At 71.3% G+C, this 12,347-nt stretch carries 17 protein-coding genes; 11 read left to right on the forward strand and 6 right to left on the reverse strand.

From position 1 onward, the window contains the following. Positions 1 to 86 precede the first annotated feature (86 nt). From ACFWNN_RS00210 to ACFWNN_RS00240, 7 genes are all read left to right on the forward strand, one after another. Positions 87 to 755 (forward strand): flavin reductase family protein, encoded by a 669-nt coding sequence (locus ACFWNN_RS00210; protein WP_382437606.1) that lies wholly within the window; start codon positions 87 to 89, stop codon positions 753 to 755. After that, positions 733 to 1,596: an ROK family protein gene (locus ACFWNN_RS00215; RefSeq protein WP_382437607.1), complete on the forward strand. Its 864-nt coding sequence runs from the start codon at positions 733 to 735 to the stop codon at positions 1,594 to 1,596. The genes ACFWNN_RS00210 and ACFWNN_RS00215 overlap by 23 nt, the downstream gene beginning before the upstream one ends. Next, positions 1,593 to 3,044, forward strand: a complete 1,452-nt coding sequence (locus ACFWNN_RS00220) for an aldehyde dehydrogenase family protein (RefSeq protein ID WP_382437608.1) — start codon at positions 1,593 to 1,595, stop codon at positions 3,042 to 3,044. Before ACFWNN_RS00215 ends, ACFWNN_RS00220 begins: the two co-directional genes overlap by 4 nt. Positions 3,045 to 3,133: 89 nt before the next feature. Further along, positions 3,134 to 4,033: an ABC transporter ATP-binding protein gene (locus tag ACFWNN_RS00225; RefSeq protein ID WP_382437609.1), complete on the forward strand. Its 900-nt coding sequence runs from the start codon at positions 3,134 to 3,136 to the stop codon at positions 4,031 to 4,033. After that, positions 4,033 to 4,761, forward strand: coding sequence for an ABC transporter permease (locus ACFWNN_RS00230; RefSeq protein ID WP_382437610.1), 729 nt, complete (start codon positions 4,033 to 4,035; stop codon positions 4,759 to 4,761). Before ACFWNN_RS00225 ends, ACFWNN_RS00230 begins: the two co-directional genes overlap by 1 nt. A gap of 9 nt (positions 4,762 to 4,770) precedes the next feature. Next, positions 4,771 to 5,844, forward strand: a complete 1,074-nt coding sequence (locus tag ACFWNN_RS00235) for a sensor histidine kinase (RefSeq protein ID WP_382437611.1) — start codon at positions 4,771 to 4,773, stop codon at positions 5,842 to 5,844. Continuing rightward, positions 5,841 to 6,446, forward strand: coding sequence for a DNA-binding response regulator (locus ACFWNN_RS00240; RefSeq protein ID WP_382437612.1), 606 nt, complete (start codon positions 5,841 to 5,843; stop codon positions 6,444 to 6,446). Before ACFWNN_RS00235 ends, ACFWNN_RS00240 begins: the two co-directional genes overlap by 4 nt. Here the strand turns inward: ACFWNN_RS00240 and ACFWNN_RS00245 are convergent. Together ACFWNN_RS00245 and ACFWNN_RS00250 are read right to left on the reverse strand one after the other, a co-directional pair. Then, a complete protein-coding gene (locus ACFWNN_RS00245) occupies positions 6,443 to 6,772 on the reverse strand; it encodes a DMT family transporter (protein ID WP_382437613.1) in 330 nt (109 codons plus the stop codon). The two genes, ACFWNN_RS00240 and ACFWNN_RS00245, sit on opposite strands and share 4 nt — an antisense overlap. Continuing rightward, positions 6,769 to 7,089: a DMT family transporter gene (locus ACFWNN_RS00250; protein ID WP_382437614.1), complete on the reverse strand. Its 321-nt coding sequence runs from the start codon at positions 7,087 to 7,089 to the stop codon at positions 6,769 to 6,771. Before ACFWNN_RS00250 ends, ACFWNN_RS00245 begins: the two co-directional genes overlap by 4 nt. A 73-nt stretch (positions 7,090 to 7,162) precedes the next feature. Between ACFWNN_RS00250 and ACFWNN_RS00255 the strand changes: the two genes are divergently transcribed. Next, positions 7,163 to 7,501, forward strand: a complete 339-nt coding sequence (locus ACFWNN_RS00255) for a MerR family transcriptional regulator (protein WP_382437615.1) — start codon at positions 7,163 to 7,165, stop codon at positions 7,499 to 7,501. Here ACFWNN_RS00255 and ACFWNN_RS00260 read toward each other — a convergent pair whose 3' ends face one another. Then, entirely contained in the window at positions 7,502 to 8,062 is a 561-nt protein-coding gene (locus ACFWNN_RS00260; protein ID WP_382437616.1) for a TetR/AcrR family transcriptional regulator, read from the reverse strand. A 106-nt stretch (positions 8,063 to 8,168) separates the two neighbouring features. Between ACFWNN_RS00260 and ACFWNN_RS00265 the strand changes: the two genes are divergently transcribed. Further along, a complete protein-coding gene (locus ACFWNN_RS00265; RefSeq protein WP_382437617.1) occupies positions 8,169 to 8,600 on the forward strand; it encodes a DUF6069 family protein in 432 nt (143 codons plus the stop codon). A gap of 51 nt (positions 8,601 to 8,651) precedes the next feature. Here the strand turns inward: ACFWNN_RS00265 and ACFWNN_RS00270 are convergent, their stop codons facing one another. Then, the gene (locus ACFWNN_RS00270; RefSeq protein ID WP_382437618.1) at positions 8,652 to 9,098 is read right to left on the reverse strand and encodes a VOC family protein; all 447 of its coding nucleotides are present in this window, start codon (positions 9,096 to 9,098) and stop codon (positions 8,652 to 8,654) included. 110 nt (positions 9,099 to 9,208) lie between these two features. Here ACFWNN_RS00270 and ACFWNN_RS00275 point away from each other — a divergent pair, with 110 nt between their 5' ends. Further along, a complete protein-coding gene (locus ACFWNN_RS00275; RefSeq protein WP_382437619.1) occupies positions 9,209 to 10,168 on the forward strand; it encodes a helix-turn-helix transcriptional regulator in 960 nt (319 codons plus the stop codon). Here ACFWNN_RS00275 and ACFWNN_RS00280 read toward each other — a convergent pair. Next, positions 10,158 to 10,604 carry a MarR family winged helix-turn-helix transcriptional regulator gene (locus ACFWNN_RS00280; protein WP_382437620.1) on the reverse strand — a complete coding sequence of 149 codons (447 nt, stop codon included), beginning with the start codon at positions 10,602 to 10,604 and terminating at the stop codon, positions 10,158 to 10,160. The genes ACFWNN_RS00275 and ACFWNN_RS00280 overlap by 11 nt on opposite strands. Positions 10,605 to 10,662: 58 nt before the next feature. Between ACFWNN_RS00280 and ACFWNN_RS00285 the strand changes: the two genes are divergently transcribed. Further along, positions 10,663 to 11,574, forward strand: coding sequence for an amidohydrolase family protein (locus ACFWNN_RS00285; protein ID WP_382437621.1), 912 nt, complete (start codon positions 10,663 to 10,665; stop codon positions 11,572 to 11,574). Here ACFWNN_RS00285 and ACFWNN_RS00290 read toward each other — a convergent pair whose 3' ends face one another. Next, on the reverse strand, positions 11,575 to 12,234 hold the full coding sequence (locus tag ACFWNN_RS00290) for a hypothetical protein (protein ID WP_382437622.1): 660 nt from the start codon (positions 12,232 to 12,234) through the stop codon (positions 11,575 to 11,577). Positions 12,235 to 12,347: the final 113 nt, after the last annotated feature.

The raw sequence follows: 12,347 nt of genomic DNA on the forward strand, positions 1-12,347 counted from the left end.
GTCCTGCGCTCGACGAACGTCGTCCTGTCCTCACTGCTCGAAGTGGTCTGGCTGGGTAATCGTACGGTCGCGGAGGGAGATCACCTATGACGACCCGTCCAGGACCTCCCGCGGAACTGCCCGGACCGCTGGAGCTTGCACCCGCGGACTGGTCCGTCGGGGATGTGTACCACGTGCTGACGGCTTTGGTGGTGCCACGGCCGATCGCGTGGGTGTCCACTGTGGGCGCTGACGGAGTTCCCAACGTGGCGCCACATTCGTACTTCAACCTCGTGTCGCACGACCCGCCGCACGTCGCGTTCAGCACCACGGCCGTGCGCGACACGCTGACGAATCTCCGCGCACGCCCCGAGTTCGTCGTCAACGTCGTGACGATGGACCTCGTCGAACCGATGAACCTGACGTCGGCGGACTTCCCGCCGGAGCAGGACGAGTTCCGCTGGGCGGGACTGACGGCGGTGGAGTCGCGCACGGTCGGCGTGCCGAGGGTGGGGGAGGCGAAGGCGCACCTGGAGTGCCGCGTCGTGCACGAGCTCGCCGTCGGTACGGCCACGCTCGTCATCGGCGAGGTGCTGCACCTGCACGTCGACCCCGAGGTGTGGCGCGACGGCCGGGTGGACCCTCGGCTGCTCGACCCGGTGTGCCGGCTCGCGGGCAGCGGATACGCGGCCCTGGGTGACGTGTTCAGGCTCGACCGTCCACGATGGACTGATCTGGAACGACAGGAGGCCGATGCTCGCCGGAATCAAGGGTAGTGGCACGGAGTTCCGCGCCGTGGTGGGAACGGGGCCGCACGACGTGCGTGCCGAGGAGGTGTTCCCGACCACGACGGCGGACGAGACGATCGCGCGCGTCACCGGGTTCCTGACCGCGCAGGAGGAACGGATCGAGCACGTCGGGCTGGCGTGCTTCGGCCCGCTCGACCTCGACCCGCGCTCGCCGTCGCACGGGCACATCACGTCGTCGCTGAAACCGACCTGGCGGGACTACGACCTGCTCGGGGCGGTGCGCGCGGCGCTGCCCGTGCCGGTGACGCTGGAGATCGACGTCAACGCCTCGGCGCTGGGGGAGTGCGCGGCGGGCGCGGGCGTCGGCAAGCGCAGCGTCGTGTTCATGACCGTCGGCAAGGGGACGGGGATCGGCGCGGTGCTGGGCGGGCGGCCGTTGCGCGGCCGCAGCCACCCGGAGATGGGACACCTGCCGGTCGCCCGGCATCCGTCGGACGTCTTCGCCGGCACCTGTCCCGCACACGGCGACTGCTTCGAGGGCCTGGTCAACCCGGCCGGGCTGGCCGCGCGCGGGCTCTCCGGGCACGAGCAGGCGCTGCTCGCCGCCTGGTACCTCGCGCAGGTCGTGATGACCATGACGTACTCGCTGTCGCCGGAGGTGATCGTGCTCGACGGCGCCGTGGGCACGATGCCCGGCGTCCTGCCCGCGTTGCGCGAGGCGGCGCTCGACCGGCTCGGCGCCGACCCCGCGATGGCCGGGGTGAAGGCCGCCATCGACACCTACGTCGTCGCGTCGCCGCTGGGCGGGCGCGCCGGAGTGCTCGGCACGTTGCTGCTGGACCAGGCCTACGAGAGTGAGGACGCATGACCCACACCGATCCCCGCGAGGTGCTGAACCTGATCGACGGCAAGTGGCGGCCCGCGCGGTCCGGCGAGACCCTGACCAGGGAGAACCCCGCGAACAAGGCTTCTGTTGTCGCGACCTGCCCTGCCTCGGCGGCGGAGGACGTGGACGCGGCGGTCGAGGCGGCGCGGCGGGCGTTCCCGGGCTGGGCGGCGACGTCCGTCGAGGACCGCATCGCCGTGATCCGCCGGGCGCTGGACCTGCTGACCGAACGGTCCGAGGAGATCGTCGTCGCGGACGTGCTGGAGTCCGGCAAGACCAGGGCCGACTGCGCGGGTGAGGTCGCCCGCGCGTTGTCCGCGACGAAGTACCAGCTCGACATCGCTCCCGACCTGCTGGACAGCCGCGGCGTGCTCGACTCGGGGCTGGAGGCGTGGTCGCAGCTCGCACCGGTCGGCGTGGCCGCGCTGATCACGCCGTGGAACTACCCGTTCAGCGCGGTGCTGCGCAAGAGCATCCCCGCGCTGGTGGCGGGCAACTCGGTGGTGGTGAAGCCGTCCGAGCTCACCCCGATCACCGGAGAACTGGTCGGCGCGGCTTTGGTGGACGCTGGCCTGCCCGCCGGCATCTACAACCTCGTCTACGGCACGGGCGCGGCCGCTGGTCAGCGGCTCGTGGACCACCCGGACGTCAACGCGATCTCGTTCACCGGCTCCACCCGCGTCGGGCTCGCCGTCGCCGAGGCCACCGGCGGCCGGGACGTGAAGGTCCAGGTCGAGATGGGCGGCAAGAACCCGCTGGTCGTGCTGGCCGACGCCGACCTCGACGCGGCGGTCGACGCCGCGATGCACGCCTCCTACACGGCGGCCGGCCAGTGGTGCATCGCCACCAGTCGGATCATCGTCGAGGAGCCGGTGTTCGACGAGTTCCGGGAGCGGTTCCTCGCACGCACGCGGGAGGTCCGCGTCGGCGACGGGTTCGACGAGGGCGTGCACATGGGCCCGGTCAGCTCGCGGGTGCAGTACGAGAAGGTGCTGTCGTTCTTCGAGCCGGACAAGCTGTCGGGCACCGTGCTGATCGGCGGCGGGCCCGCGCCGGACGCCCCGGACGGCTACTTCATCGCGCCGACCGTGATCGAACGGCCGGACCATGACTCGCCGGTCACCCAGCAGGAGATCTTCGGCCCGGTCGTGTCGTTGTTCGGCGCCGCCGACCTGGACGAGGCGATCTCGCTGGCCAACGGCACGCCGTACGGGCTGTGCGCGGCGATCTTCACCCAGGACCGGGAGAAGGCGGTGAAGTTCGCGCACGCCGTCGACGTCGGCCGGGTCGGGGTGAACATGCCGACGTCCGTGGGCGACCAGCAGGTGCCCGGCGGTGGCCGGAAGAACAGCGGGCGAGGGGAGTACGAGGGCGCGGACGCGGGCATCGCGTTCTTCACGCACCTCAAGCCGATCTTCTTCAAGCCCTGACGCGCTGAGTCCTGGCCATGACATCTGTCATGGCCAGGACGTGACGCCTGGGCCCCTCACGGCCGGGCTCGCGCGCCGAGCATTGAGGCATGACGGAGACAGCTGTGCGGGCCGGCGCCGCGGTGGCGTTGAACGGCCTGAGCAAGAGGTTCGGCGAGGTGCGCGCGGTCGACGGCATCGACCTCGTGATCTCGCCCGGCGAGGTCGTCGCGTTGCTCGGCCCGAACGGCGCGGGCAAGTCCACGACCGTCGACATGCTGCTCGGACTGTCCACTCCGGACGCCGGCGAGATCAGCGTGTTCGGCAGGACGCCCCGCGAGGCCGTGGTGGCGGGCCAGATCTCGGCCATGCTGCAGAGCGGCGCTCTGCTCGACGACGCGACGGTCGGCGAGGCCGTCGGGTTGATCGCGGCGCTGCACCACCAGCCGATGCCGGTCGCGCAGGCGTTGCAGCAGGCCGGGATCGCCGATCTGGCCGGTCGGAAGTGCACCAAGCTGTCCGGCGGGCAGAAGCAACGCGTGCGGTTCGCGCTGGCGCTGGTCTGCGACCCCGACCTGCTGGTGCTGGACGAGCCCACGGTCGCGATGGACGTGGAGACGCGGCGGGCGTTCTGGCACCAGATGCGCGCGTACACCGACACCGGTCGCACGGTGCTGTTCGCGACGCACTACCTGGAAGAGGCCGAGGAGTACGCCGACCGGGTCGTGCTGATGCGGTCCGGCAAGATCGTCGCGGACGGGTCGGTCGCGCAGGTGCGGGCCGCCGTGTCCGGGCGGACGTTGCGCGCGGTCGTGCCCGGAGCGGCCGACCTGGACCTGCCGGGGGTGCGCGACGTCGAACGACGCGGCGACCGGATCACCTGGACCTGCACGGACTCCGACGCCGCCGTGCGCGCGTTGCTGGCCCGCTACCCGCAGGCCCACGACATCGAGATCACCGCACTCGGCCTGGAGGACGCGTTCCTCGCGCTGACGGGGGAGGACCACTGATGAACACGCGTTTCCTGGGGCTCGAGCTGCGCAGGGCCGTCCGCAACGGCCGGTACCTGATCTTCACGATCGCGATGCCCGCCATCCTGTTCGTGCTGTTCGTGAACCTCTACGGTGGGGGCGACGGCAGGTTCCCGAACGGCCTGCCGGTCACCACCTCGCTGATGATGAACATGGCGTTGTTCGGCGTGATGGCCGGACCGCTCACGATCGGCGCGCGGATCGCGGTCGAACGAGGCCTCGGCTGGCAGCGGCAGCTGCGGCTCACCCCGCTGACCGGCTCCGGCTACCTGGGCACCAAGGGCGCGCTCGCGATGCTGGTCGGGCTGCCGAGCATCGTGCTGGTGTGCGTGCTCGGCGCGGTCGAGGGCGTGCGGATGGACGCCCTGCAGTGGGTCGGCGTGTTCGCGACGCTGTGGCTGGGCGCGATCCCGTTCGTGCTGCTGGGCATCGTGATCGGGTTGATCGCGAGCCCGGACGGCATGCAGGCGATCACGGGTCTGGCGTCGATGCTGCTCGGTCTGCTCGGCGGCATCTGGATCCCCGCGGACGTGGCACCGGCGTGGCTCGCGGGCGTCATGAAGATCCTGCCGACGTACTGGGTGAAGCAGCTGACGCAGGCGCCGTTCGTGTCCGGAGTGGACGTCAAGGAGGCGTTGCTCGTGATCGGCCTCTGGGTGGTGGCGCTGTCGCTGATCGCCGTGCGCCGCTACCGCACGCAGAGCTAGGTTCGTTCCGTGAGCGGCAACAGGTGGATCTGGTTCGGCCTCGTCTTCGTGCTGCTCTACATCCCGGCCGTGATCTACGACGTCGTGGTGAGCGACCGGGGTGTGGTGGCCCGGGTCGTGCTCGTGGTGCTGCTCGTGGCGTACGCGGCGGGCTGGCTGGTCGCGCCGAAGTTCTTCTGGGGCAGTGACAGCGAGAACTTCAACACCGCGCTGGCGGTGGGCCTGACCCTGCTGGGCCTGGTCGTCGTGTACTCGCTGGGCATGGCGTACGCGGGCCTGATGGTCTACGTCATGTCGTCGACGGCGGTGGTGCTCAAACCGTTGCGCGCCATCCTGATCGACGGGACGGTGCTCGTGCTGCTGGCCGGAACGATGTACGTGGAGCAGGACCTCGCGATCGACGGCGCCCAGCTCGGCACGTTGCTGTCGCTCTCGCTCGGCATGCTCGCGGTGGGCCGGATGATCAGGGCGAACATGGCGTTGTCCGCCGCCCAGGACGAGATCGCCGCGATGGCCCGCACCGAGGAACGCAGCCGGCTCGCCCGCGACCTGCACGACGTCCTCGGGCACAGCCTGACCACGATCACGCTCAAGGCCGGGGTGGCCCGCCGCCTGCTGGAGAACTCCTCGACGGACCGGGCGCTGGAGGAGATCCGCGAGGTCGAGCACCTGACGCGGCAGGCGTTGAGCGACGTCCGCACCACCGTCTCCGGCTACCGCGAGGTGTCGCTGTCGGCGGAGATCGTCGGCGCGCGGGCGGCGTTGCGGGCGGCCGAGGTCGAGGCGGACCTGCCGCACGCGGTGGACAACGTGCGACCCGAGCTCCAGGGGGTGTTCGGGTACGTGTTGCGCGAGGCGATCACGAACGTGCTGCGCCACGCCGCCGCGACCCGCTGCTCGGTCGTCCTCGGCGACACCTGGCTCGAGGTGTGGGACAACGGCCGCGGCACCGGCGTCGGCACGCCGGGCACCGGCTTGAAGGGCCTGGCGGAACGACTCGAGCCGCACGGTGGCAGGGTGGTCGCCGGGCCGCTGTCCGAAGGTGGCTACCGGCTGCGCGCCGAGGTCGGGGAGACGGTGTGATCAAGGTGCTGCTGGCCGACGACCAGGCGCTGGTGCGGGGCGCGTTCGCCGCCATGCTCGGCCTGGAGCCGGACATCGAGGTCGTCGCCCAGGTCAGCTCGGGCGACGAGGTGGTCGCCGAGGCCCAGCGCACGCACCCGGACGTGGCGTTGCTGGACGTGCAGATGCCGGGCAAGGACGGCCTGAGCGCCGCCGCCGACCTGCGTCGCGCCCTGCCGTCGTGCCGGGTGATCGTGTGCACCACCTTCGGCCGCCCGGGCTACCTGGCACGGGCGATGGCGGCGGGCGCGGCCGGGTTCGTGGTGAAGGACGCCTCACCGGAACAACTGGTCGACGCCGTCCGCCGGGTGCACGCGGGCCTGCGCGTGGTCGACTCGGCCCTGGCCGCGGAGTCGCTCGCCACGGGCCAGAGCCCGCTGACCGACCGCGAACGCGACGTGCTCGCCGTCGCCCGGGACGGTGGGACGGTGGCGGACCTGGCGCGGGCGTTGCACCTGTCCGAGGGGACCGTGCGCAACCACCTGAGCGCGGCGATCGGCAAGACCGGCGCGCGCACCCGTGCGGAAGCGGTGAAGGTCGCCGAGGACAGCGGCTGGCTCTAGGCGGGCTCCCGGTCGGCGAGCTTGAGCCACACGACGCCGGCGATGATCACCGCCAGCCACCCGGCCTTGGCGAGCGTGAGCGTCTCGTCGAAGAACACCGGCCCGAGCAGCGCGGCCCCGACGGCCCCGATGCCCGCCCACACCGCGTACCCGATGCCGACGTCGATCGTCCGCAGCGCCGAACTGAGCGCCCAGAGCGTGAGCAGGAAGAACACCACGGCCACGAGCGACCAGGACAACCGGGTGAAGCCCTCGCTGCCGCCGACCGACAGCGCGTAGCCGACCTCGAAGGCTCCGGCGAGGAGCAGGGTGAGCCAGGCGTTCACGCGGCACCCGCCAGCTGCAGACCGACCACGCCGCCGATGACCAGCGCGATCCCGGCGGCCTTGCGCCAGGTGAGCCGCTGTCCGAACACGAGCGCGCCGAGCACCGTGATGCCGACGCCCGCGAGCGAGGTCCACAGGGCGTAGCCGACGCCGACGTCGAACGTCAGCAGGGCGCGGCTGAGGAAGTACGTGGCGAGCCCGCCGGTGACGAGCGTGGCGGCGGTCCAGCCGCGGTGGGTGAAGCCCTGTGCCTTGCCGGCGCAGAGCGCGACGGCCGTCTCGAACACGACGGCGACCGCCAGGTGGAGCCAGTGCATGGGTTTCCTCTCGGAGTGGGTGGACCCCACGAGGGTCGAACCTGACACCAACGTCAGGTGCAAGACTCGGCGTGTGCGCATCGGAGAACTGGCGGAGGCGAGCGGCGTCAGCGTTCGCTCGCTGCGCTACTACGAGAGCGTCGGGCTCGTTCGCTCCACCCGGTCCGGGGGAGGATGGCGCGACTTCGACCCGGCGATGGTCGAGCGGGTCGTGATGATCCAGCACCTGCTGGCCGCGGGACTGTCCAGCTTCACGATCGGCGAGCTGCTGCCGTGCCTGGAGGCGACGCCGGAGGAACGCACCGGCGTGATGGAGGAGCTGCTCGCCCAGGAGGTCGTCCGGCTCGAGGCCAAGCGGCGCGACATCGACCGCGAGCTCGAGGTGCTCCAGGCGTTGCGTCGCGACCTGTGACTAGGGCCGATGCCCCTCGAGGAACCGGCGCACGACGGCCTTGGGATCGGCCGGAGTCTGCGTCGCCAGCTGGTCCACGCGCCGGGCGAGCGAGCGCATCATCAGCGGCCCGACCAGCGCGAAGAACGTGTGCCGCGGCGGTTCCACGACCAGCGCCCCGCGCCGTTGGTGGTGCAGGATCACCTCGTCGACGCGCCTGAGCAGCTTCTCCGGTTCGGTGAGCACGGCGGCCACCTCGGGGCTGAACTTCGCCTCGCGCATCAGCGTGAGCACGACGCCGCTGCGGGACTCGTAGAGGTGCGCGTAGTAGCGGACGATCGTGAGCAGGTCGGCGGCCACGTCGTCGCCGGGCGCGTCGAGGTCGAGCGCGAAGCCCGCGAAGCTGCCCCGCACCGCCAGTTTCAGCAGGTTCTCCTTGGAGGTGAACCGGCGGAACAGCGTCGCCTCGTTGATCCCGGCGGCGTCCGCGATCGTGCGCGTGGTGGCCCGTTCGTACCCGTGCTGGGCGATCACCTCCAGCATCGCGTCGAACACCGCCTGGTCGCTCACCCGGCTCGCCACTCACCCCTCCTTTGAATGCAAGTGTGCACTTGCATTGAGCGTGCCTCAGTGGCTACCTTGTTTGCAAGTGACTGCTTGCAAATCAGCCTACCGAAGGACACGGATCATGGCCGACACCAGCTTCCCCACCCGTTCCTCGGCACTCGCGCCGAGCACCGGAGAGGTCGTCGTGGGCCTTCTCGGCGCCGCGGTGGTCTCGATCGTCGTCAACGCGCTGATCGCCCTGGTCGCGGGCAAGTTCGTGCCCGAGGGAACGGAACGCGTCGGGCTCGCGCTCGCCGAGTACGCGCCGGCGACCGTCCTCGGCATCCTGCTCGGCACGCTCGGCTGGTACCTCGTGCGCCGGTTCGCGAGCAACCCGCGACGCGTGCTGCGCGTGCTGGTGCCGGTCGTCGTCGTGGTCTCGTGGGTGCCTGACCTGGGCATCCTCGCGGGCGGCGCGGCTCCGGTGAACTCGCTGGCGCTCATCCTCATGCACACCGTCGTCGCCGCGGCCACCGTGCCCGTGCTGTCCCGAGTGCTGCCGCTCGGTTCCTAGGTGGTGAACGTCGGCCGGGTCGAGCGCAGGGTCGACCCGGCCGGCCCGAGGTCACGCGGCGACGTCGACGATCCAGGTCACGCCGAACCGGTCGGTGAGCATGCCGAAGCCCGGCGACCACGGAGCGGGCCCGAACTCCTCGACGACCGTGGCGCCGTCGGCCAGGCCTTTCCAGAGCGCGCTCATCTCCTCGACGGAGTCGCCGCGCACGGACAGGAAGAACGGCTCGGTCGTGAGCGTGAGGCCGTTCTCGCGGCGGGTGTCGCCGGGGGTGACGGGGGCGTTCGCGCCGGGCACGTCGTAGGCCATGACGCGGAAGCCGTTGTCCGCCACGACCTGGCCGAACACGACGTTGCCCGCGCCGGGGAGGTCGGCGGGCATGCCGAAGTCGCCGTAGGTGGCGATGGTGGTCTGCCCGCCGAACACCTCGGCGTAGAACTCCAGGGCCCCCCGGGCCTGGCCGCGGAAGTTCAGGTGGGTGACTGCGTTGAGCGACATGGTCGTCCTTCGTCGAGATGCTGGTCGCGGGAGGTTTCCCGGGCGACGAGAACCACGATGTCGTAGGTAGAGGACAGGGAACGTCCGCTTCTCCTGGCACACTTCGGACCATGCCGACCGCGTCTGCTTCGACCACCTCCGCACGCCTGCTCGCGTTGCTGTCGATGCTCCAGGTGCGCCGCGACTGGCCGGGGACCGTGCTCGCCGAGCGGTTGTCCGTGAGTGAGCGGACCGTCCGCCGCGACGTCGACCGGCTGCGCGAGCTGGGGTACGTGGTGCACGCGGTGAAGGGGCCGGACGGCGGGTATCGCCTCGAAGCGGGCAGTCAGCTGCCGCCGATGCTGTTCGACGAGGAACAAGCGGTCGCGCTCGCCGTGGCGTTGCGGATCGCGGTCAGCGCCGGTGCGGGGATCGAGGAGGGCGCGGCGCGGGCGCTGGTGACGCTGCGGCAGGTGATGCCGTCGCGGTTGCGGCGCCGCGTGGACGCGCTGGAGGTCACGGCCGCCGGTGGGTCGTCCACTGTGGACACCGAGGTGCTGCTCGCGTTGAGCGGCGCGATCCGCGGCCTCGAAGAGGTGAGGTTCGACTACGCCTCGCCCGGTCGTGAGCCGGTTCTTCGACGCGTGCAGCCGCATCACCTCGTGGTGCGGGGTGGCCGGTGGTACCTCGTCGGCTGGAGTTCCGAACGTGCCGACTGGCGCACCTATCGCGTGGACCGGTTGTCGCTCCGCATCCCCAACGGGCCCCGGTTCGCGCGGCGCGAGGTGCCGGGCGGGAGCGTGACCGAGTTCCTGGCAGCCCGGTTCAAGGGGTCGGACAGCGGGTGGCCGTGCACGGGTGAGGTGGTGCTCGGGCTGCCATTAGCCGAGGTCGCGCCGTTCGTCGGGGAAGGCGCCGCCGAGGAGATCGGACCGGCGCGGACGAGGCTGGTGGCCGGGTCGTGGTCGTGGGCCGCGCTCGCCGCGAGCCTCGCCCGGTTCGACGCCGAGATCGAGGTCGTCGGGCCGCAGAAGCTGAGGGACGCGTTCGCCGGACTGGCCTCGCGGGCGGCCCGAGCCGTCAGTTCGTAGCGCCGCGGTGCACCGGTGCGTCCTCGTCGAGCGCGAGGAGGACCTCGTGCAGCTGCTCGGCCGCCCGCTCGATCAGTGAGTCGTCGACGGGACCGAGAACGCGGTTGATCACCTCGGTGACGGCGTCGCCTGTCTCGCGCGCGATGGCTTCACCTCGGGGCGTAATGCGCACGATGTTGCTGCGCGCGTCTTTGGTGTTCGCCTCGCGCGTGATGTGCCCGTCGGCTTCGAGCCTGCGCAGGATGTTGCTGATGCCGCCGGTGGTGAGCAGCAGTTGCGACGACAGCTCCTGAGGGCGGGCGTCGCCGCACGCCAACGCTCCGAGCACGTCGAGTTCGCTGCGGGAGAGCCCGTGGTTCTTGAGCACCTCGGCGATGTGCCGTTCGAGCAGCGTTTGCAGCCTCACGGCGTGCTGGGCGAGTGACAGCGAGGACATGCCTGTGATAGTACCTTTAGCGATAGCTTTCGTAAAAGGTAAATGAGGGAGACGCGCTATGACCGTGCTGCCAGGCCTGATCGACGCCCACGTGCACACGTCGGGACGTGCCGATCTGGAGAAGCTCGCGCACTGGGGCGTCACCACGGGCCTCGACATGGGCTCGTGGCCGCGCGAGTTCGTGGACGAGATGCGCGGGCAGAAGGGCGTGGCGCGGATCAGGAGCGCCACGATCCCGGCCGTCGGCAAGGGCGGCCACCACGCGCAGATGCCGGGCTTCCCGGCCGAGGGGATCGTGACCAGTCCTGACGAGGCCCGCGCGTTCGTGGAGCGCCGGGTCGCCGACGGTGCCGACTTCATCAAGATCGTCACGGAGGCCGCGCCGCCGGAAGGCATGGACCAGCCGACCGTCAACGCCCTGGTGCAGGCCGCGCACGACCACGGGTTGCTCGTCGTCGCGCACTCCGTGACGACCGGAGCGTTCCGTGTGGCCGTGGAGGCCCGTGTGGACATCAGCACGCACGCCCCGTTGGACGCCGTCCTGGACGACGACACCATCGCGGGCATGCGCGAGATCGGCATGGTGTCGGTGCCGACCCTGACGATGATGGAAGGCACCGCGAAGTTGTTGGCGGGACTGGGTTTCCGCTACGAACACGCCCGCGACACGGTGACCCGGTTGCGCGACGCAGGCGTGGAGGTGCTGGCCGGAACGGACGCGAACTCGGCGCCCGGAGCACCGTTCGCCCCGGAGCACGGCGAGTCGATGCACCACGAACTGGAGCTCCTGGTCGCCGCCGGACTCACTCCGGCCGAGGCTCTGCGCGCCGCCACCGAACTGCCCGCACGGGTCTTCGGCCTGACCGGCATCGAGGACGACCGGGTGGAGGTCGACGGCGATCCGACGGTCGACATCACGGCCACCCGCGCCATCACCGGTGTCTGGATCGCGGGCGTCCGCGTCCGCTGATCAGGCGGACTCGCCGGCCAGCGCCAGCGCGGGCAGCACCCGGTGTTCCGTTCCGATCGCCGCGATCCGCACCGGGCCGAGCGCCGGCACGGCCTGCGACCAGCACTCCAGCAGGTGCCGGCTGAGCCGCACGTCCAGCACGATCGCGGCGGCCGCGGCGTGCAGCAGCTCCTGCGTCTGGCCGGGGTTCGCGGTCAGGTGCTCGCGGCAGGCGACCAGCAGCTGCCCCCAGCTCCGTTCGTGGTCCGGTTTCCGGTCGAACAGCAGGGAAACGGCGGCGGACGCGGCCTGGTAGCCGACCACCGACGGCCCGGTCAGCACCCGAGCCGTGTTGTGCGCCGCGATCGCAACGGCGGGCATCCGGTCGAGGGGGTCGAGCGCCTTGACCGCGGCCAGTTCACGCAGCTGGGCGGCGGTGGCCCTGGTCTCGGCGAACGAGTGCAGGCCGGTGTGGCCGGCGCTGATCAGGCTGATGAGGTGGTCGCCGACCCGTTGGGGCGAGGCCGTGTCGCCACCCGCCGCCCGCACCACGGGCGTCGTCAGGTCGAGCAGAGCGGCGCTCCACCGTTCGCTCAGAAGTGCGCGCCACCGCAGGACTTCCGGGTCCTCGGCCCGTGCCGGCGCGACCCCGTCGAACCCCGCTTCGAGGGTGAGCCACAACGCGAGCTGGAAGTCGGCGTGGGGGGGGGGGGGGTGTGGGGGGGGGGCGCGCCAGAGGTGGGGGGGGGGGTAGGGGGGGCCCCGGGGGGCGGGGGGGGGGGGGGGCGGGGGCA

It is taken from the genome of Lentzea sp. NPDC058450 (assembly GCF_042721395.1).
Taxonomy (GTDB): domain Bacteria; phylum Actinomycetota; class Actinomycetes; order Mycobacteriales; family Pseudonocardiaceae; genus Lentzea.

Excerpts from the sequence above, each read along its gene's own strand:
- ACFWNN_RS00210 (WP_382437606.1), top strand. The coding sequence starts at position 87 with ATGACGACCCGTCCAGGACCTCCCGCGGAACTGCCCGGACCGCTGGAG.
- ACFWNN_RS00215 (WP_382437607.1), top strand. The coding sequence starts at position 733 with ATGCTCGCCGGAATCAAGGGTAGTGGCACGGAGTTCCGCGCCGTGGTG.
- ACFWNN_RS00220 (WP_382437608.1), top strand. The coding sequence starts at position 1,593 with ATGACCCACACCGATCCCCGCGAGGTGCTGAACCTGATCGACGGCAAG.
- ACFWNN_RS00225 (WP_382437609.1), top strand. The coding sequence starts at position 3,134 with ATGACGGAGACAGCTGTGCGGGCCGGCGCCGCGGTGGCGTTGAACGGC.
- ACFWNN_RS00230 (WP_382437610.1), top strand. The coding sequence starts at position 4,033 with ATGAACACGCGTTTCCTGGGGCTCGAGCTGCGCAGGGCCGTCCGCAAC.
- ACFWNN_RS00250 (WP_382437614.1), bottom strand. The coding sequence starts at position 7,089 with ATGCACTGGCTCCACCTGGCGGTCGCCGTCGTGTTCGAGACGGCCGTC.
- ACFWNN_RS00265 (WP_382437617.1), top strand. The coding sequence starts at position 8,169 with ATGGCCGACACCAGCTTCCCCACCCGTTCCTCGGCACTCGCGCCGAGC.
- ACFWNN_RS00270 (WP_382437618.1), bottom strand. The coding sequence starts at position 9,098 with ATGTCGCTCAACGCAGTCACCCACCTGAACTTCCGCGGCCAGGCCCGG.
- ACFWNN_RS00275 (WP_382437619.1), top strand. The coding sequence starts at position 9,209 with ATGCCGACCGCGTCTGCTTCGACCACCTCCGCACGCCTGCTCGCGTTG.
- ACFWNN_RS00280 (WP_382437620.1), bottom strand. The coding sequence starts at position 10,604 with ATGTCCTCGCTGTCACTCGCCCAGCACGCCGTGAGGCTGCAAACGCTG.
- ACFWNN_RS00285 (WP_382437621.1), top strand. The coding sequence starts at position 10,663 with ATGACCGTGCTGCCAGGCCTGATCGACGCCCACGTGCACACGTCGGGA.